18 protein-coding genes are annotated in these 18,393 nt (G+C 44.8%); 4 read left to right on the forward strand and 14 right to left on the reverse strand.

Annotated features, from left to right (window positions below):
• The first annotated feature begins 344 nt into the window (after positions 1-344).
• Complete coding sequence (locus tag C4S60_RS14960; protein WP_103881166.1) at positions 345-887, forward strand: hypothetical protein; 543 nt, start codon at positions 345-347, stop codon at positions 885-887.
• Between the two features lie 131 nt (positions 888-1,018).
• On the opposite strand, the gene C4S60_RS14965 is transcribed toward C4S60_RS14960, so the two are convergent.
• On the reverse strand, positions 1,019-1,855 hold the full coding sequence (locus tag C4S60_RS14965; protein WP_103881167.1) for a hypothetical protein: 837 nt from the start codon (positions 1,853-1,855) through the stop codon (positions 1,019-1,021).
• 496 nt (positions 1,856-2,351) lie between these two features.
• Here C4S60_RS14965 and C4S60_RS14970 point away from each other — a divergent pair, with 496 nt between their 5' ends.
• Positions 2,352-2,597, forward strand: a complete 246-nt coding sequence (locus C4S60_RS14970; protein WP_103881168.1) for a hypothetical protein — start codon at positions 2,352-2,354, stop codon at positions 2,595-2,597.
• 30 nt (positions 2,598-2,627) lie between these two features.
• Here the strand turns inward: C4S60_RS14970 and C4S60_RS14975 are convergent, their stop codons facing one another.
• The 7 genes from C4S60_RS14975 to C4S60_RS15005 all read right to left on the reverse strand — a co-directional run bounded on the left by C4S60_RS14975 (position 2,628) and on the right by C4S60_RS15005 (position 10,986).
• Entirely contained in the window at positions 2,628-4,229 is a 1,602-nt protein-coding gene (locus C4S60_RS14975) for a cation:proton antiporter family protein (RefSeq protein ID WP_103881169.1), read from the reverse strand.
• Between the two features lie 375 nt (positions 4,230-4,604).
• Positions 4,605-5,549, reverse strand: coding sequence for an N-carbamoyl-D-amino-acid hydrolase (locus tag C4S60_RS14980; protein ID WP_103881170.1), 945 nt, complete (start codon positions 5,547-5,549; stop codon positions 4,605-4,607).
• Positions 5,550-5,565: 16 nt separating this feature from the next.
• On the reverse strand, positions 5,566-6,813 hold the full coding sequence (locus tag C4S60_RS14985; RefSeq protein WP_208623272.1) for a M20 family metallo-hydrolase: 1,248 nt from the start codon (positions 6,811-6,813) through the stop codon (positions 5,566-5,568).
• The gene (locus tag C4S60_RS14990; RefSeq protein ID WP_103881171.1) at positions 6,813-8,042 is read right to left on the reverse strand and encodes a diaminopropionate ammonia-lyase; all 1,230 of its coding nucleotides are present in this window, start codon (positions 8,040-8,042) and stop codon (positions 6,813-6,815) included. The genes C4S60_RS14985 and C4S60_RS14990 overlap by 1 nt, the downstream gene beginning before the upstream one ends.
• A gap of 48 nt (positions 8,043-8,090) precedes the next feature.
• Complete coding sequence (locus C4S60_RS14995) at positions 8,091-9,122, reverse strand: TRAP transporter substrate-binding protein (protein ID WP_103881172.1); 1,032 nt, start codon at positions 9,120-9,122, stop codon at positions 8,091-8,093.
• A gap of 11 nt (positions 9,123-9,133) precedes the next feature.
• Complete coding sequence (locus C4S60_RS15000; RefSeq protein ID WP_208623273.1) at positions 9,134-10,417, reverse strand: TRAP transporter large permease; 1,284 nt, start codon at positions 10,415-10,417, stop codon at positions 9,134-9,136.
• Positions 10,414-10,986 (reverse strand): TRAP transporter small permease, encoded by a 573-nt coding sequence (locus C4S60_RS15005; RefSeq protein ID WP_160111371.1) that lies wholly within the window; start codon positions 10,984-10,986, stop codon positions 10,414-10,416. Before C4S60_RS15005 ends, C4S60_RS15000 begins: the two co-directional genes overlap by 4 nt.
• A gap of 121 nt (positions 10,987-11,107) precedes the next feature.
• Here C4S60_RS15005 and C4S60_RS15010 point away from each other — a divergent pair, with 121 nt between their 5' ends.
• On the forward strand, positions 11,108-11,977 hold the full coding sequence (locus tag C4S60_RS15010; protein ID WP_103881174.1) for a MurR/RpiR family transcriptional regulator: 870 nt from the start codon (positions 11,108-11,110) through the stop codon (positions 11,975-11,977).
• Between the two features lie 218 nt (positions 11,978-12,195).
• On the opposite strand, the gene C4S60_RS15015 is transcribed toward C4S60_RS15010, so the two are convergent.
• From C4S60_RS15015 to C4S60_RS15040, 6 genes are all read right to left on the reverse strand, one after another.
• Positions 12,196-13,278, reverse strand: coding sequence for a protein kinase family protein (locus C4S60_RS15015; RefSeq protein ID WP_103881175.1), 1,083 nt, complete (start codon positions 13,276-13,278; stop codon positions 12,196-12,198).
• Between the two features lie 330 nt (positions 13,279-13,608).
• Complete coding sequence (locus tag C4S60_RS15020; protein ID WP_103881176.1) at positions 13,609-14,184, reverse strand: flavodoxin family protein; 576 nt, start codon at positions 14,182-14,184, stop codon at positions 13,609-13,611.
• Positions 14,185-14,875: 691 nt separating this feature from the next.
• Positions 14,876-15,208 (reverse strand): antibiotic biosynthesis monooxygenase, encoded by a 333-nt coding sequence (locus C4S60_RS15025; RefSeq protein WP_103881177.1) that lies wholly within the window; start codon positions 15,206-15,208, stop codon positions 14,876-14,878.
• A 146-nt stretch (positions 15,209-15,354) separates the two neighbouring features.
• The gene (locus C4S60_RS15030) at positions 15,355-15,585 is read right to left on the reverse strand and encodes a DUF2798 domain-containing protein (RefSeq protein WP_160111372.1); all 231 of its coding nucleotides are present in this window, start codon (positions 15,583-15,585) and stop codon (positions 15,355-15,357) included.
• Between the two features lie 54 nt (positions 15,586-15,639).
• A complete protein-coding gene (locus tag C4S60_RS15035) occupies positions 15,640-16,182 on the reverse strand; it encodes an NADPH-dependent FMN reductase (RefSeq protein WP_103881251.1) in 543 nt (180 codons plus the stop codon).
• A gap of 57 nt (positions 16,183-16,239) precedes the next feature.
• Positions 16,240-16,983, reverse strand: a complete 744-nt coding sequence (locus tag C4S60_RS15040; RefSeq protein WP_244183119.1) for a pirin family protein — start codon at positions 16,981-16,983, stop codon at positions 16,240-16,242.
• Positions 16,984-17,211: 228 nt separating this feature from the next.
• Here C4S60_RS15040 and C4S60_RS15045 point away from each other — a divergent pair, with 228 nt between their 5' ends.
• Positions 17,212-18,123: a LysR substrate-binding domain-containing protein gene (locus tag C4S60_RS15045; RefSeq protein WP_103881180.1), complete on the forward strand. Its 912-nt coding sequence runs from the start codon at positions 17,212-17,214 to the stop codon at positions 18,121-18,123.
• The last annotated feature ends 270 nt before the right edge of the window (positions 18,124-18,393 follow it).

Genomic DNA, 18,393 nt, shown 5'->3' on the forward strand with positions numbered 1-18,393 from the left:
TAACGGACAGTGACCGAAAGGTATACATTCGGACACTCACATATGCTCATCGCGATAGACGCTGCTGGTGACTGTACGACGAGACCGAACTAGAGCCCACATACAAAGTCAGACACTTTTCTTCGTAAGGCTTACCACAAGCTACATCACTGGTGGGGGTATGGGGGGAAATTCAAGAACATGTAATTGATAATGGTCACTCAGATTTTTTAAGTATTTTTTCGCCAATATGCTTTCCTCAGTGGCTAAGAAAAGTCAGAGATTATTAACTGCTGACCTAGATACACTTGGTGCTATTCTGCAAACCAAAAGGTTGTAGCATTTACAAAGCAGAGGGATTAATCATGACGAAAACATCCAACCATAATGCGTCATTGAACCATCAACTAAAAGAAAAGCTCGATATGATTAACGATGAGTTTCTATCACATCATTGCGAGAAGTTAGCTCAAAGCTCTAACGCATCTGAGTACGACAAAACTCATCAAAAGCTAGATGCCCTGTTGCAAAAGAAAGCACTCCTTCATTCAATGGAAGAGCTATTGGTTAAAGCTCAAAAAGTCGGAAATCATCCACTTGCAACCCGTTTAACGGAATTCATCCAAAAGGTTACCGAGCAGGGAGACTTCGAGAGCTTTTACGATTTTGTCGATACACCTATTGGTCAAGCATTAATAGCGCAAAACCATGACGTTACGTGGCGCTCCCCATGCCCTCTTTGCCACGCCGAACCTTTCAGCGTTGCATCAGGTTTTTTAATACCAGGCGGTTTACGAATGCACCTAGAAGGCGGGAACAAAGCCCATAAATGCGCTGTGAGGCAAGCTATCGATGACTTCTACTTAGAGAGGACTGGCGAACACCCTTGGAATAACTGGCGGTATTAACTGCATACGGATGGTCAACTTCCCATGCAGAAAAGATGAGGGACATTGTCTCAGAGGCGCTAACTAGCTCAGAGCTGCCGAGGTACTTTGGATATACCGCGAAGCTTTGAGTTAAACGACTAGTTGTCAGTCTAACCCTTTGTATGTATATCACCAAGAAGACTAGAGAGCGTGCTGACAATTGTATCGATGCTAATGTAAAACTCGGTTCGAAGCAGTTCCGATTGGAACATACCAATTACTACCAAAGCTGCTGTTAACCAACGCATAGCAGTAGCATTACGCTCGCTCCGCCGCTCCTTATTCCGCTCTTCCAATAGATGTTCTGTCGTAACTAGAGCTTTTCCTGTCACTCGGAAATTAATGCTTTGTGTAGCCTTCAGCTCTTGCGACTCCGCCAATGATTCCAGTATCAAACCAACTCGTTTGACCAATGATGAGCGCTTAGAGTTATACACTGACCTAGTGCCATATAGATGATTACAAACTCGTGTTGCGTTGATGTCAATGTAGGGGTCACCCACTGTAATTTGTTCAATCGCCATGAGAACCGAAAGCCTTGTCGGCTGCCGAAGTTTCTTAAATCTCATGACTACGTTGGGTACTTGATAACATCCCCATTCGATTACGTGCAGAACCTTATGAATAGAGAGCTGGGTCGCTAACGCGAACAACGTCTTATTTGTGTAGTCATAGTAGCAATGTCGATATTCATGCCGTATATCAAACTGAGCGCTGGCTAAGTCTCCCACAGCAAACTGAGTCATTTCTTTCGCCCAACTTCCGTCATCTCTCCTCAACAATGCCTGTACACTATCCCCTTCAACTTCTCTCAATAGAAACTCCTGCTCTCCTAACGAAAACAGGACTGTGTAACGGTCTATCTCTTTGTAATCAGGAAAGTCAGATTGCATTGGACGTAATTTTTGAGCCACTTCTATCAAAGCTTTGTTGAACCAACTTGTCATCTACACTTCCCCTTCGGAATCACTCGTTGTCACCATACATATTAATTATGCAACAAAGACCTGTAACTTCATATACATATGCTGCGTACCCTTGACGCTGCTACACAATGCGGAAAACGTAGCTGTCAGCTGCACTCTCCTATGTCGTTGGCGTATGGGATACACGAAGGGAAATCGAAAACTACGGATTAAAGACAAGAAGGAGTTCCCGAACAACCAGTAGTATGGCTCTCCTTCAAAGCTAGACGATAGTTCAACTCCCAAACAGGGAACTGAACCGAGCTAGAAGTGTTCTACAAGGTGTGCTACATTTCAGGAAACCCAACGATGTACCCTCCTTGTATATCAGAGACTTACAGTTGGTCAGGTGACAGATTACCGAATCCCGCCAGCTCCACCAAACGTTTGGAAAGGGCGATAAGTTACTGACTTATCGCCCTTTTTGTATTCATACTTCTTGTTTTCGCAGTTTTGTACTGAGTTTAGGTACTAAAACATGCGCTCACAGCTGTGCAATTTTGCCGGTTCGGGTACCGGTAAGGTGCTGCGCTTCATCTCTAAGAAGGGCAACAACAGCCAGATCTACCTGGTCGAAGAAAAACCCAATTTGTTGCTGGCATTGTACTGTCCAGAACTAATGTGGCGAATGATGAATTTTTGTTTACCGGCTATGCCCGCCCAGACTCTGGCTACACCGGACTGGATGAATCTGGATTACCTCAGGTTTGATAGTGCGGAGTAATCCGTTCAGGCCGGTAAACGGTTGGGGCTGCTATTTTTCCAGGAAGGTTTTCAGCTCACTGGCGAATCCGAGACCGGCTACGGTGTAGATATTGAAGGTGTGATCGACCCCGAGCGCTTTTAGCTCGTCTTCTTCGTCGTGGTATTTTGCTGTAGCCGCGATACGCCCCTGGTAGCCCATCTCCTTCAGGCGCAGCACAGAGTTTACGTTTGCCTGATGGTTTGGCAGGGTGAGCAGAACCCACTCCAGCCCGTGATGAAGCTCCGGTGCTCTGAGCCAAAAATCGGGGTTGGTTACGTCTCCGGCAACCATATTTCGGCCGAGCGCTGTCAGTTTGGATGCCCTTTCCCTGTCTACGTCCACGCCGGCAATGCAGCCGGAATAGTTTTGTTCCAGCGCGTTGTAGGCCGCGACGCCCATTCTTCCCATACCAAACACCACCGCCTTGATATGCGCCAGTTCCAGGTTTTCCTCCCCCTCTATCCGGCGCTTGCGCTCGAACCGTTTTAGCTCGGTTCTCCACCTTGCATACAGGTGATCGCGCACATTGATGAGCGGTGCACAAAGGATAAATGAGAAGGAGAGCGCGAGTGCAATGGTCGCCAGCCATTCGCCCGGTAACCAGCCAGAGGAGACGGCAATGGCTGCAACGATCAGACCGAACTCGCTGTAGTTGGCAAGGTCAAGCGATGCGCGCCAGGAGGAGGAGCTTCGCAGATTAAACCGGCTGAACAGGCCGAAATAGATAGCGACCTTTATCGGCAGCAACAAGAGCAGCAGCAGAGCGACCAGAACTTCGCTCAGGCCGGGAATGGCGGTCATACCGATGCTGAGAAAGAAGCCGACCAGAAACAGCTCTTTGAAACCGAGCAGTTGCTTGGCCAGTTCGGTAGATTTTGGATGGTTTGCCAGCAGCATACCGAACACCAGTGCACCAGCATCCTCTTTGATCCCCACCAGCTCAAACAGATCGGCACCGATAAGCGCTACGGTAATACCAAATAGAATCAGCAGTTCACCGTGGCCGACCCGGTCCAGTATCTTATACAAAACCAGCCTTAGCGGGATCAGGGCAACGAGCGCCAGAGTCCATAACGAGGGCAGCTTTCCCATTGAGACAGCGATAAAAACGACTGCAGCAATATCCTGTACCACCAGCACTCCGATCGCCGTCTGCCCGTGTAAGGTATTGCTGGTTCCGCTCTCTTCAAGCACCTTTACCGCGAAAACCGTACTGGAGAAAGAGAGGGCGAACCCTATCATTAAAGCGCTCTCAGCCGTCAGGTCGGTAAGGAGCGGGATAGAGGTATAGGACAGCAGCAGCACCGAGAGCGCGAAAAGCGCCGTCACAATCATCATGTGCAGTGTTGCCGTGCCCCACACCTCAGGCTTTGCCAGAGACTTTAGCCTCAGTTTTAATCCAATAGAAAACAGCAGAAGTGTGATGCCAAGGTCGGCCAGTACGCCCAGGAGCCCACTGCCTTCGGCGCCCAGCGCATTGAGCACGAAACCTGCGACCAGAAAGCCCAGAAGCGGCGGTAATCCCAGCGCTTTTGTTGCCAGACCACATATAAAGGCGATGGCTATCCAGAGTGGATCGCGATAGTGAATCGAGAGTAGTTGCGGGTCCATGTTATTCCTAAAGGTATTCCTCCCTTATATACCCGGCAGTTTGTTGTATGGAATCGAACACTGTTTTACTTTGCGTACCAGCTGCCGGCACCTCCGCTATCTCTTTAAAGATAGTAAATTTTTACCGGTTTAACCTTGGCAAACGCACCTTTTAACGCAGGACCATTAAAAGTAAAATCTGTTTGCACCAGGGTGATAGTGCATGCGACAGAGCTGCTTTACTGTAAGGGGATTAATTCAATATATCTGCAGGCAATGACGCTTAGTGCAGTGAGCGTAATAAGCATTCGTAGAATTGGTGATTTTGTATCTGGCTATCAGCTCAGTGAGCTTTGGGACACCCATAGGCCAAAAAGTCTATGGGTGGTCTAAAGGTTATTGGCTTGGCTCGCTGCCTTGTTCAATTGGACGACTGATGATTTCATATTCCTCAGGACTTCGATGCAAGTCGAAATTAAAGATGTTCTCTTTAATTTCTTTGGTACGTTCGAAATCACATTCAGCAACGATCAACTCATCATCAACAGTCGATGCCAAAGCAACGATCTCCCCTGTAGGAGCAATAATACAGCTCTGCCCTAACAGATCACAGCCCTCTTCATTACCTGCTTTGGCGCAAGCAATCACCCAGCAACCATTCTGGTAAGCTGCCGACTGCATTACAACATGGTTGTGGAACCCCTGCAGGTGGTCATGTTGTGGCACCGGTGGGTAATGCATTGGAGTGTTATAACCCAGCACTATCATCTCGGCTCCCTGAAGAGCCATGACTCTGTACGTCTCTGGCCATCGACGATCATTACACAGGGCCATACCAACTTTCCCTCCCATGAAGTCCCAGGTTCCAAAGCCCAAATCCCCACGCTCAAAATAACGCTTCTCTAGGTGTTGAAAAGGTCGCCAAGGCTCATTTTCCTGGTGTCCGGGTAAGTGGATCTTACGATACTTACCGACAATCTGTCCTTTGTTATCCACCAGAATAGAGGTATTAAAACGTTGCACCGAGCTTTCATCATCCTGAGTCATCTCCGCATACCCCAGGTAGAATCCAATACCCAGTTCAGCGGCTTTATCAAATAACGGTTTGGTGTCTTCATTGGGCATTTCAGTTTCGTAGAACTTGGAAAGCTCATTTTGGTCTTCAATGAACCAACGGGGGAAGAATGTCGTTAACGCTAGCTCTGGAAAAACCACAAACGTGCACCCTTTTCGGTGAGCTTGTGTCAATAGACTGATCAGGCGCGTAACGACTTCACTTCTGGATTCATTACGGGCAATGGGCCCTAGTTGGGCAACTCCTACCGTGAGTATTCTAGACATGCAAACAACTCCTTTTTTACATGCAAAGTTTTAATATTGTCTGAAGCAAAAGATTTGCTCCGTTAGTCACTTGACGAGGGGTGGTATGTTCATGAATGTTGTGGCTGATGCCATCCTGACTTGGTACGAATATCATTGCCGTTGGACAATGAGGCGCAAACATTTGAGCATCATGACCTGCTCCAGAGAACATTCGCTTCGTCGACATGCCACTTTCCTTTGCCAGACTTTCGATCTTTCCGACCATATTGCTATCGAAAATAACTGGCTCAAAGCGAGCTAGTACCTTCTTTTCAACACGAACCCCATGTTTTTTCACCAAAGAGGCAATGAAGGCCTCTAATTCAGATTCAGCCCGTTTTAACTCGGATTCATTACTATTTCGAAGATCTACCGTTATTCTCGAGTAATTGGGAATAACGTTTACCAAATTAGGCCTGAACTCTATTGAACCAACTGTCGCTAACTGATTGTTAGGCATAGATTCAGCCAGTTGATGGACATATGACATAACGGCGGCAGCCACAACTCCTGCATCCTGCCGGTATGACATGGGCGTCGTACCTGCATGGTTGGAGGTTCCATGGAAAGTGTACTCAGACCAGGATATTCCCTGAACGCCCTCGACTACCCCGATGTCCAAAGCAAGTTCATCAAGAACTGGACCTTGCTCAACATGCAGTTCAATGTATGCCGATACTGTATCGCTAACGCTCGGAAAAGTGTCCTCCCCCAGATAACCAATGCGTGCAAGCTCATCCGCTACGCTCTTTCCATCAATCCCTATTGTTTCAAGAGCAGTTTCAAGCGCTAGACTCTCTGTAAATACCGCACTACCCATCATATCTGGCGCAAAACGTGAGCCTTCTTCATTGGTGAAGAAGGCAACAGAAAGTGGACGAACTGGTGTGATGCCAGCATCGACTATCGTTTCTATGACTTCTAACCCAGCCAATACGCCCAGATTGCCATCAAATATTCCAGCAGTAGATACCGTATCGATATGTGATCCCATCATGACTGCGGGTTGGTCGGTCTGACCTTTGAGAGTACCGACTACATTTCCTATCCGGTCGATGGCAATATCAAGTCCCAGTTCTGTCATCCAACTGACAACCAAATCGCGTCCCATTTTATCGGAATCAGTAAGGGCTAAACGAGATACGCCACCGCCCTCCAGAGCTCCCATCTCAGCCAATTTGTATAGTCGACTCTGCAAACGATCAGAGTTAACAGATAATGACACTGTCGTTTCCATAGCCATCAAACCACCTCTTCACCAGCCATAAACTCCGTTACCAACTCGTGATAAAGCTGTGGATCTGTTGCCCCTTCACTACCTATCAACAATATGCAGCTGTTTTCATCTAACCCTAACGTCCGTCTTGCGCCTTCATCTTGAGAAGCCAGCAATAACCCACTTAATCCGGCTACCGCAGATTCACCAGCGATAATCTCGTGAGCAGCACACAGTTCGCTTCCTGCTAATAAGCGCATACAGTCAATAGCAGATTCATCGCTGACAGTCATGAAGTGACTTACTGCCGCTTCCAGAATTTCCCAGGCCAACAACGAAACCTCACCGCATGCCAGACCAGCCATCAAGGTATCGAGATCTCCTTCGACGGTGACGGGGTACCCAGCCTCAGCACTCTTATACAGGCAATCGGCTTTTTCCGGTTCTACTACCACGCAAACGGGGCGCTGAGCCCGATAACGTTGCCATGCCTGAGCAACAACTGCAGCAGCAAGGCCGCCTACACCGCCCTGTACAAAAATGTGCGTAGGAACGGTACCCTCAGGCAATTGAGAGAACGCCTCATCAGCCATGACGGTGTAACCTTGCATCACATCTTTCGGCACATCCATATAGCCTTCATATGAAGTATCAGAAACGATGTAACGACCGAGATTTTTGGCATCTTGATCAGCCTGGCGCACTGCGTCGTCATAGTTCCCGGGAACTCGAACTACACTGGCTCCATATTGCTCTATGGCCTTTTGTCTGCCTTCACTCACGGTCTCGTGAATATAGATGGCACATTGGCAACCATATTGCTGGCATCCCCAAGCGACAGACCGGCCATGGTTACCATCAGTAGCACATGTAATGGTTACACCCTCGATTATTTGGCGATATTTTCCAGAGCGTAAATCCAGATCGCTGACATCACCTTTAACACCTGACTCTTTTACGATTCGCTTCAGCAAATTGGAAACTGCGTAGGCACCACCAAGGGCTTTAAAGCTGCCCAGGCCAAATCGAGTGGACTCATTCTTGTAGAATACACCTGCAACATTGATGGCCTTAGCCGCGTTATCGAGCACTTCCAAAGGTGTCGGTGTATAGTCTGGCCAATGTGAAATCTCGCTGTAGGCTGCCTTGAAGCCGGCTGGGTTGAGCGTTTTCAGGTGCTTCTCGCCGAGCGCGTTGGCATCAACACAGGAAGAATTGCCAACCAATTGAAAGCCTGGAGTAATTTTAAAACTCATTATTTTTATCTCCGGAAAGGGCGGTAATTACCGCCCTGTGACCCTTTTTTATGATTCTTCAATAGCGGCAAGAAATGCATTCATCATTTCTACACCTTCAGTTCCATATTTCTCGGCAATGACTTTCATTACCACTGGCTGAGACATCTCTTTGAATGCCTTACGCTCTTCTGCAGTCGGAGTATAGACTTTCATGGTTTTCTTCAACTGTTCTAGACCCCTGTCCGATGCCTCGATAGCACGAGCCATTCCACGACCCGCGACAATTGCGGAGTGAGCAGCGTAGTTAATAACACCTTTCTCTTCTTCGCTTAACGACGCATAGAACTCAGGATTGATAGTCCACACATAAGGAGTAAACAAATGGCCAGTCAGTGTCAGGTAGTCCTGTACTTCAGCAAACTTGGCAAATGAAATGATGGGGACTGGGTTCATCTGTCCATCCGCAACGCCTGTCTGCAATGCGGTATACACTTCTGACCATGCGATTGCCGCTGGCTGACCGCCAAGGGACTGAATGACCGCTTTATGGGAATCTAGACCCATCGTACGTATTTTTAGGCCTTTCATGTCTTCTGGTGAACGGATCTCTTTCTTAGAGTTAGTTAACGCAAAGAAACCGCCAGAATCACCAAATCCAAGAACCTGCAAACCTGCTTTGTCCTGAATATCGGCCGCAAGCTTGTCACCAAATGGGCCGTCAAAGACCTTGTAAGTCGTGCTTATATTTGGATAAGCAAATGGAACATCAAGTACTCCAATGAGTGGGTAAGCTGCTGCAACACCCCCAACTGAGTGTATGCCCGACTGGATGACTCCAGCCTTTACCTGAAAAATAACTTCACTATCTTTACCAAGTTGTGAGTTAGGAAAAAGTTGAACCTGCACCTCACCGTTAGTTCCGGATTCAACCAGACTCTTAAACACTGATGCCATTGCTCCGGTTGGATTATCAAATGGGTCATTGTTATTTAGGTGATGTAACTTCAATGTCTTCGCTGCCATCGCTGGGCTGATCAGACAACTGGATGCAATCAGGCTAACTGCTGCTACTCGTAACGTCCGTATAGTTAATTTCATGGATATCTCCCTTAGAATCCGAAGTGTCGAGGTATAAATAATGTAAGGTCACTCCAAAATGCGATAAGCACTAATACAGCAAACTGAATTAGCAGGAATGGCCAAAGTGAATAGGTAATCTTTTCTACTTTTTCCCCTGTTACAGAGGAAAGAACAAACAAACATGCGCCCACTGGAGGGGTCATTAATGAGATATTTAGAGCCAGAATAATCATGATCCCTGCATGGATCGGATCCATGCCGATGGCGTTAGTAAGCGGGACAAGAACAGGGGCTAGGATGATTAACACGGCATTGATATCCATAAACATTCCAATGCCAATAAGAAGCAGCAATATCATCAATGTAATTACCGCAGGATCCTGAGAGAAACCGAGAAATCCGTCTGCAATCATTTGGGGGATCTGGTTAAATGTCATCCACCAACCAACAATGGAAGCAGATGCTATGATCAGGAACACGACCCCTGTGATTTTTGCTGTACGGACCAGCATCTCTAAGATGTCATTTAACCCAATGCAGCGATAAATGACCGTACCAATGAACAGTGCATAAAATACTGCGACTGCTGCCGCTTCCGTCGGAGTTACAATCCCGGCCAGAATACTGCCTAAGATAAATACCGGCATGAAAATAGCGAGCAAGCTAGAACGAAATGTTTTGAAAATCAGCAATAAGCTAGGTTTGTTTTCACCAGCGGGTAGCATCCATCGACGGCCAAATGCCGCTATTAACGCCATACAAGTTACGGCAATTAGAATGCCCGGAATGATGCCAGCTGCAAACAAGCCGGAAATGGAAACCCCCATTAAAGAGCCATAGATAACCATAAGGTTTGAAGGTGGGATTGTCGGACCGATTATTGAGCCCGCAGCCGTTACCGCACAAGCAAATGGACGGCTATACCCCTTCTTCACCATGGCTGGCACCAACGTATTTCCGAAGGCCGCAGCGTCAGACACTGCCGCTCCAGTCATTCCAGCAAACATCACCGACGCTAGCATGTTCGACTGAGCGAGTCCTCCGCGAAAATACCCAACCAAAGCTTCAGCAAACTGGATTAGGCGCACCGTAATACCCGAGCGATTCATTATCTCTCCGGCTAGTATAAAAAAAGGCATAGCCATAAAGGTAAACAGGTCCAACCCCTCGAAAAAGCGCTTGGCCCCCATAACCATCATATAGTCGCCACCAATTCCATATAGACCAACAACTCCTGCGATACCTAACACGTAACCAATTGGCATACCTAAAAGCATCAATAGGAAGAAGCAAACCGCAACTGTCAGAATCATTTGTTATTCTCCACTGGCAAGTACTCTTGAAAATTCATTAGCAATGGAGAAGTCGAGATAATTTGAATCACGGTGAAGAAAGCAGATACAGGCACTGCTGCAAAAGGGAACACCATTGTCATACCGAAAATAGTGGCGTACTGATGGACTCCATCCATCGTCATTTTCAGTCCATATACCAACAGGTAAATGAAAAAGACTACCGACATAAGGTCAACCAAAATGACGGTCAATCGTCGTAACCTCTGAGGTAATTTGTCTACCAACATGTTAAAACCAATGTGTTCGCGCATTCTTGCACCACACGATACAGAAAGGAGCGCCGCCCAAATCATCACATATCTGGCAAACTCTTCTGTCCAGGTGATATTCGCACCCACGAGGTATCTGTCAACAATTCCCAACCAAACAACAAGGACCATTACGCCAACCAACACTGCGCACGTAACTTCAACCATTCGATTCAGTCGGCTCGAAAAAAGCTGAAAAAACGCTCCGAACCTCTTCGACTCTGTTGATGCAGCAACGACATCTGTTTGGGTCATTTCTTTTCCTTTTAAACCATTCATTGAAAACTCCATATCAACTTTACGGATATTAAAATTTGATTTTCAGTCGGTCAAGGCTTTTTTGAAAATGAATTTTCAGATAACATATGCATGAAAACACATTTTCGGAACAGGAGATATCATGAATAAGTTAAACGAGCAGAACCTGCTTGATGCTAGAATTAGGGATCATTATGAAAATATGCCCCCTTCTGAAAAGCTACTTGCCGATTTTCTCTTAACTTTTCCGGGCCACATTGCTGACTACTCTGCTACCGAGCTATGTGAACTTGCCGAAACCTCGAGAGCTGCCGCATCCCGTTTCTTCAGCCGCCTAGGTTATAAAGACTTTAATGATGCAAAAAAGCAGGCCAGAGAAGCGAAAAAGTGGGGAACTCCTCTTTATCAAACCAATACTTCAAAAGCTAAAAGTAGCTCCAGTACCAGCCAGATGATTTCTGATCACATAAATCGTGAACAAACCAACATATTGCGCTCGCTAGAAGGTATTGAAGGGGCAACACTTCGCTCGATAGTGAATGCAATCATTAATCATCGACGCGTCATGTTAGTTGGATACAGGAACAATCATTTTTTCGCCGAGTATTTTCAACGACAATTATCACTTCTTAGAGACGGGGTTACGATTCACCCTAGTTCTCATCAGACTATTGCTGAAGAGCTTTTTGATCTGAACAGTGATGACTTATTGATCGTATTTGGTTTCAGGAGAAGAACTCGCCTTCTCAGCGACATAATTCAACTGGCAAATAACAGAGGAGCTGCAACGCTGCTGATCGCCGATCCTACCGCCGCAGCTCTAGAGAAGCGTGTAAAATGGAAAATTGAGTGTAATGTTTACAGTACATCGAGTTTCGATTCCTACAGCAGTGTAATGAGCACACTAAATCTCATCATCAACCAGGTTTTGTCGACTAGTGAAGCGACCGTTGAAAGACTAAGAGCTATCGAGTCAGTGCATGAGGAACTCGGAGAGCTCAGTGACAATTAGGCAAAATCAGAGGGTGCTGTAACATTGGGATTGATGATTACAATGACAGACACCTCCACACCCTTTTCTATCTGGCCATCAGTTCAATGAGCTTTGGGTCACTGATGTTCTTTTAGCTTTAGACCACCCATAGGCCAAAAAGTCTATGGGCGGGTTAAAGGCGTCTATCACGTGAGTGACTATTCGGACATCATTTCGTACATTGTTAAGCTGGCCACTTACAATTGAAAAGTTTCTGCCAGTTTTAACTTCTGTTCATATCGAAGGCGCAGATCTTCCAGTGATTGTCCTTCATTTTGATAGAAAAGAGCGCCTTGGTCCTTGAGCAATTGATAATGGTACTTGAGCGTATCTAGTACAACAGCGATGCGTTTCAAAGTGAGAGGTGTACAACTTTTGCCCTCTAAATCGTCTTCAATGTCGAGTACATGAGAGCGGAACATGGTTAGCAAATAACTCTTCTTGAGCGATTCGCAGTCCGATATAGCGTCACTGAATGTTTGACGGATATCGCGATAGTAGTCTATTAAATGAGACTCGCCACCGTCACTCTGAAGCCATGCCAGTTTTTTGTCGACTGCGTTAAGTGCGGCAATCTTGACCTCTTTAAATATGGCCAAGTTCTCATCCTGACTGTACTGCTTTTCAAGTAACCACCCTGACAGAAATCGCGTTTCAAAGCGTTCACAGAAGTTAAAAAGTGGGTCACTTGTTCCGTTGCTGTTGAATGCTCGTTTTGGATCAAACTCATACATGTAGCCAAAATCAAACAATTTTAGTTGTTGTTGAACGTCTACCAGTAAGTTGCCCGCACATAAATCCCACTCAAACAATCCATGTCGTTCACACGCGATTAAGGTCGAAAACAGTTGCTCAAGTAAATCAGCAGATAACACGTCAATCGAAGCACCTTCTATCCAGTCAGACAGAATAATCCCCAAACGGTAATCCGCGTAAATCGTATTTACTATGCCTTTAAAGGCAGGTTGAGTACGCCCATCGATTTTTAATGCATGAAAATCTGCTCGCCGTTGAACTTCGTTAAGAAAGGAAAACTGACCATCTAGGTTCTGTACTTTTGAATTTTGCCGCTTCTTTTTAAGAGTGAAGTCTTTATTATCAAAACGAATCCGATAGACTTCCGCCGTCAGGCCGCTGTCGAACATCTCAACAACATACGGAGAATCTATAGTCGTCAGTGCTAACTGCTCCGGGCAAATTGGACAGTCACCGTCACGCCCGACTGTAAGATTTTGATCACTGTGTTCAAACACTTGTTGACATATCTGACGTGCATTCATGATAGTTACCTTTCTTTATGTGAGTCGATACAATTTAGCAAGCCCATGTGTCTTTTTTCTCCTCCTTTGGTCTAGAAAACTGAGGCGTAGACTCTGAGTGGAGTAACTGTATTGAATAGCCAGGTTTCGCCCTTCGTGAGTGTTAACTCTCAACGACGGTAAGGCAATGGAACTAGGCTAAGCGGGACAACATCGTCTCTTCCTCATTCATCCGGCGGCGATGTTTGCTAATTGGACCAACCAACAGGACTAGTCAAACGAAGTCCCAGTTGCGGAGGGAAGCACTTCTGTATGTATATGTTAGTGACCTTGCCGCACGACGTTAAATCCTTATTTGTTATGTTTTAGAGAGAGCTTATCAACGACACTCGCAACCCTTTTACCCAGATACTGTGCTGAGAGCTTATCAATGCTGTGTACGTTACCGTCATAAGATTGAGCAACGACCCCAAGTTGGCAACCTAGTCTATTTAAACCGCGGTCTCTATAGCCATGAGCGAGATCCAAACCAACCCAATACATTCCATGTTGGCTAGCCAGCGTGACTAAGTAATTCAGACTACTAGACTGATCACCATTTAAAGCACTACCACTTGTAAAGCCCGCAGCAACTTTGCTCGCCCATCGTTGGTCGCTCCAATATTCACTACTTGCATCTGCAAACGCCTTAAATTGGGCAGAAACACTACCCATATAAGTCGGTGATCCCATTATGATGGCATCGCAAGTTAGAAGGTTTTCGAATAGAGAAGAATTTACAAACCGTCCTTCTAATATTTCCTTACCACTGATTTTATGCTCAAGAATTTCCATACTAGAGGATTGTTCTTTTACACCCTTAATTATTGACTTTGCCAACATTCCTGTAACATCTGTATTAGTAAAGTAAATGACCGCAATCTTCATTGAACTTGCCTTTTTCTTTTAAAATAGGACACTTGTTGGTCGGGGAGAAGCCGTTACTAACCCCCATGCTATGCAGTTCTTCTTATAGCGCTTAAATTAATAACCCATAGATTATTAATTGAAGAAAAAAGCATATTACAAAGCAACGTGAAAGCTTCCTGTTAATAACGAAGTCAGAGTGACTGTAATTCAACCAGTTGGCCATGTTTAAGCTATATTTAGGATCCACTATGTTCCTATTTACTGGCGCTAACTACTTTACATCCGCTTGTGCCAAGTTTATAGGTGGTGCATCTATATTGATGCCAGTCTACGTAGTGATCTAAATACTTTGTCACTACTTCGTGAATTCGCATCATTCATCCCTTCAAGAAACTGTGGCAGGCATTGACGTTAGAGTATGGGAGTTTTAGCTGTTATCCTAAACACTGCTGTATTGAACCTACTATGGGGTATGCCGTTACTCAGAGGTTTCGTTACATAGGGACTACCCATTCGTAGATAGCACGTTATCTTTTTGCAGCACTGCTTTTAAGGCGGCTTCGATGATCTGCTTGATGATAGTATTAAGAAACCATCTTAGCCTGTCAGATATTCTCCTAACTGAAAAGCTTTAATAGCTTAATCGAGATCGTAGCCTTTGCTTATGCGTCATCCCTGCTCAATATGACATACTAAAATTGAGAAGTTATTAAATGGTATCTGAATTAATCCCCCCCTCTCGCCTAAATAAATCATCACAAACTTTCAACTCTCTTAATACCAATGACGATACTAGATACTTTTTCATTTCCAATAACGTACCTGGTGATAAAGCATGGAACCTTTCCGCCGTTTCTTCCCAAAGTTCTCTGTTTGGCCATTGTGCATATGCCACGTATGTACCGCCTACGTTAGTTGTATGCAATCTAGAGCCTAAACTTCCGCAATTGGCATATATATATTCGGTATGCTCGATCCAAGCCTTTCTGAAGCTATTGTCCGTTCCTTTTTTAATCACGAACTCATACATCACTGTAAACATTTTCCGCTCCTTATCATGGCAATACTAATATTTCAAACTAAACCAAGTCCAATGACCATCCTGGATAATAGTTACAACCCCATCAATCACTTCTACTTTATTTAAATTGTTGATATGAAATGTCGGTGTTATAGTTCGATACTTCTTCACCAATCAAATAATGCTAGAAAAAAACCTACGGCTCGATTAGTAATAGGGACAACCAAAATACTAAGAGGCAAAGCCACCCAGAAAGAGGTGAGCCAATTAACTGGCCAGGTGGATAAGGTATCCACAAAACTGCCATTCAATAGTGTCATTACTAGCGACATACCACCAGACATGATAATCGACATTATGGTCGAAAACAGGTAAAACTCTTTAGATTCACGGCTCATCTTTCCATTTCTCCTCATCTCTTAATTTTGATGTGTCGATATGTAGTGGATTTATTAACTATACTGCAGATTCAAAACGAGTTGATTCAACAGATTATCAAGTTGTGAATCAAGTGATTCGTTATTGAGTTGTTTACTTTCACTGTCAAAATTTTCATAGAAACTTGGAATACTTAAGGAGCCAACGACTTGACCACCAAAGTATGGCACAGCATCATTAGCCTGCTTCAATACAGTGATGGCACCATTTTCGCCAGGAGATGTGGCCAACAGAAGAACTGGTTTATTTCCATACACATTGCGATCAATACGGCTTAACCAATCGAACAAGTTCTTAAATGCTACTGTATAGCTTCCATTGTGTTCCGCTAATGAAATGAGAACAGCATCAGCCTGCTGAATATGTTTTAGAAAAGCATGTGCCGCATTAGGAATGCCGAATTTCTCTTCTAAATCTATGTTGTAAATTGGCAATTCGAAATCATTGATATCCACATAATCTATATGCGCAGATTCGATTTTGCCAGATGCATATTGAACTAGTTGTTTGTTGATAGATTTACTGCTATTCGTTGCAGCAAAAGTAAGAATTTTCATAACTACACCTTGTCGTTGTTTAAAGATATTCATGCTATTTTGCTTCAGATTCGGGAGTCAAAGGCTCCCTAATTCGCCTAGTTGGTAACGTTCAATAACCTCATCAATTTCTTTGTTTGTGCTCATCACAAACGGACCGTACTGGATAAATGATTCTTCTATGACTTCACCCGATAAAATGACGAAGTGGCTATTTGTCGGGCTTGTTCCCCTGACCTTGATTTCTGCACCATTCAACTCAGTGAATGCGACTGAATCGCCTTGTTCAAGTCGGTACCAATTATCGTGAACCAGGTACTCCAATTGACCTTCAACACTATATAACCAACAGTTGAAATGTATGGGTACTTGATGGCCGAAGCTGGAATCTCTGGTAACAAAACCATCCAGTACTGTAAAAGGCCATACAGGAGAATTGATACCTTGATACCCGTTACTCTCTCCTAAAGCTAACTTAACTTGATATCCCTCCCCCCTTAGCACTGGCATACTGTCCTTTTTAACGAGCAGTGAGCTGGGGTCTTGATACCTTAAACGGGTGGGTAAGTTCACAAAAATTTGAAGCCCGTGAATTTTAGAGCCATCTCGCGGCGCTTCATCGTGAATGGCGCCACTTCCAGAATTGAGCCAATACAGATCTCCCGGTTGAATATCGAAATCGTTACCAAGTGAATCACGGTTATGGAAATGACCAACAGTATCTTCAAAAAGTACTGAAATCGCTGACAAGCCCGCATGAGGATGTGCCCCAAACGTTGGGCTGGTCATTGTGTAGTGGTCTACCATGAGAATAGGATCCATAGAACCTTGGTATTGAGTATGTCTAAACCCAAGGCCTGAAAAGCCAGTACCAATGCTTAGATGTTCCCCTGAAATACTAACCTGATATGAAGCGTGAGATTTGGGTTGTGTACTTATCATGATGATGGCCCGCCGTTCTATTTTTAAAACACATAACCAATATAGCAGCTCGCTTTTTGCGCTAAAACATCTACAATTCGAACACTTTGTTCCAAAAATAGAACAGACATGAAGATTGACCTAAATGATTATTTTTACTTCGTACATGTAGTTGAAAAGGAAGGCTATACCGCTGCCGCACGCTCACTAAATATGCCAAAGTCACGTTTGAGTCGGCACGTATCGCAGTTGGAAAAACGACTAGGGGTACGATTACTGCAAAGAACATCACGGACTGTAACAGTGACAGAGGAAGGAAAACGTTTCTTTCTACATGCACGTAAACTTGTTGATACAATGGAACTTGCTGAAGCATCGATTTCAGAGTGCTCAGCTAGTTTGTCAGGCAAGGTGACATTCAGTTGTTCAACTGGTCTAGCGCAGTTTGCACTACCTGATATCATTGCTGATTTTGCCAAACTGCACCCAAATGTAGTTATTGAACAACGTATCTCCAACACTATCGATGACCTAATAGCCGATGGAATTGACTTTGCAATTCGAGGGCACAGCGGGCAACTTCCTGACTCTTCTTTGATTCAGCGTTCAATTGCAAAGGTAGATTGGCCTCTTTTTTGCTCACCAAGTTATGTAAAACAAAATGGCAGTATTGAAAATCCATACGATCTAGCAAACTGTCATTTCTTAAAGCTTGGACGAGCTACTACAAAAGATGCGATTACATTGCTACATAGTGATGGACGAAGAACAAATCAGGCGACAAATATACTAATGTGTACAGAGGATATGGCCACCTTAAAACACTCAGTTATCAAAGGGCTCGGTGTAACAACCCTTCCTGATTATGTATGTGCAAGTGATCTAAAATCAGGACAGCTTATTCAAATTTTACCGGATTGGATATCACAGTCTGCTAGTTTAAGTCTTTTAATGCCCTCAAGATTGGGGGTTCCTCAGCATACAAGGATGCTTATTGAGTTTATTCAAAATAGATTGCCGTCAATTACTGGCACCAAGTAATGCTACCGTTGAACGACTAAGAGCCATAGAGTCAATTCATCAGGAACTCGGATACCTCGGTGACAATTAGACTCAATCAGAGCGGACTATTAGGTTGGAATGGCTCACTACAAGCCCCGTCAACCCACCATAAAAAAGGGCAATAACTTTTAAATGTTAGTGCTCATTTTATGTCACGTTTCCTGAACTTTAGATTACCCATAATTTGGACCACCCATAGGCCAAAGAGTCTATGGGTGGTCTAAAAGTTTATTGCTTGGCCAATAAAGA

Source organism: Vibrio hangzhouensis (assembly GCF_900107935.1).
In the GTDB taxonomy this organism is placed as follows: Bacteria; Pseudomonadota; Gammaproteobacteria; order Enterobacterales; family Vibrionaceae; genus Vibrio; species Vibrio hangzhouensis.

Coding starts and splice junctions, on each gene's coding strand:
- C4S60_RS14960 (WP_103881166.1), top strand. CDS start 345: ATGACGAAAACATCCAACCATAATGCGTCATTGAACCATCAACTAAAA.
- C4S60_RS14965 (WP_103881167.1), bottom strand. CDS start 1,855: ATGACAAGTTGGTTCAACAAAGCTTTGATAGAAGTGGCTCAAAAATTA.
- C4S60_RS14970 (WP_103881168.1), top strand. CDS start 2,352: ATGCGCTCACAGCTGTGCAATTTTGCCGGTTCGGGTACCGGTAAGGTG.
- C4S60_RS14975 (WP_103881169.1), bottom strand. CDS start 4,229: ATGGACCCGCAACTACTCTCGATTCACTATCGCGATCCACTCTGGATA.
- C4S60_RS14980 (WP_103881170.1), bottom strand. CDS start 5,549: ATGTCTAGAATACTCACGGTAGGAGTTGCCCAACTAGGGCCCATTGCC.
- C4S60_RS14985 (WP_208623272.1), bottom strand. CDS start 6,813: ATGGCTATGGAAACGACAGTGTCATTATCTGTTAACTCTGATCGTTTG.
- C4S60_RS14990 (WP_103881171.1), bottom strand. CDS start 8,042: ATGAGTTTTAAAATTACTCCAGGCTTTCAATTGGTTGGCAATTCTTCC.
- C4S60_RS14995 (WP_103881172.1), bottom strand. CDS start 9,122: ATGAAATTAACTATACGGACGTTACGAGTAGCAGCAGTTAGCCTGATT.
- C4S60_RS15000 (WP_208623273.1), bottom strand. CDS start 10,417: ATGATTCTGACAGTTGCGGTTTGCTTCTTCCTATTGATGCTTTTAGGT.
- C4S60_RS15005 (WP_160111371.1), bottom strand. CDS start 10,986: ATGAATGGTTTAAAAGGAAAAGAAATGACCCAAACAGATGTCGTTGCT.
- C4S60_RS15010 (WP_103881174.1), top strand. CDS start 11,108: ATGAATAAGTTAAACGAGCAGAACCTGCTTGATGCTAGAATTAGGGAT.
- C4S60_RS15015 (WP_103881175.1), bottom strand. CDS start 13,278: ATGAATGCACGTCAGATATGTCAACAAGTGTTTGAACACAGTGATCAA.
- C4S60_RS15020 (WP_103881176.1), bottom strand. CDS start 14,184: ATGAAGATTGCGGTCATTTACTTTACTAATACAGATGTTACAGGAATG.
- C4S60_RS15025 (WP_103881177.1), bottom strand. CDS start 15,208: ATGTTTACAGTGATGTATGAGTTCGTGATTAAAAAAGGAACGGACAAT.
- C4S60_RS15030 (WP_160111372.1), bottom strand. CDS start 15,585: ATGAGCCGTGAATCTAAAGAGTTTTACCTGTTTTCGACCATAATGTCG.
- C4S60_RS15035 (WP_103881251.1), bottom strand. CDS start 16,182: ATGAAAATTCTTACTTTTGCTGCAACGAATAGCAGTAAATCTATCAAC.
- C4S60_RS15040 (WP_244183119.1), bottom strand. CDS start 16,983: ATGGATCCTATTCTCATGGTAGACCACTACACAATGACCAGCCCAACG.
- C4S60_RS15045 (WP_103881180.1), top strand. CDS start 17,212: ATGAAGATTGACCTAAATGATTATTTTTACTTCGTACATGTAGTTGAA.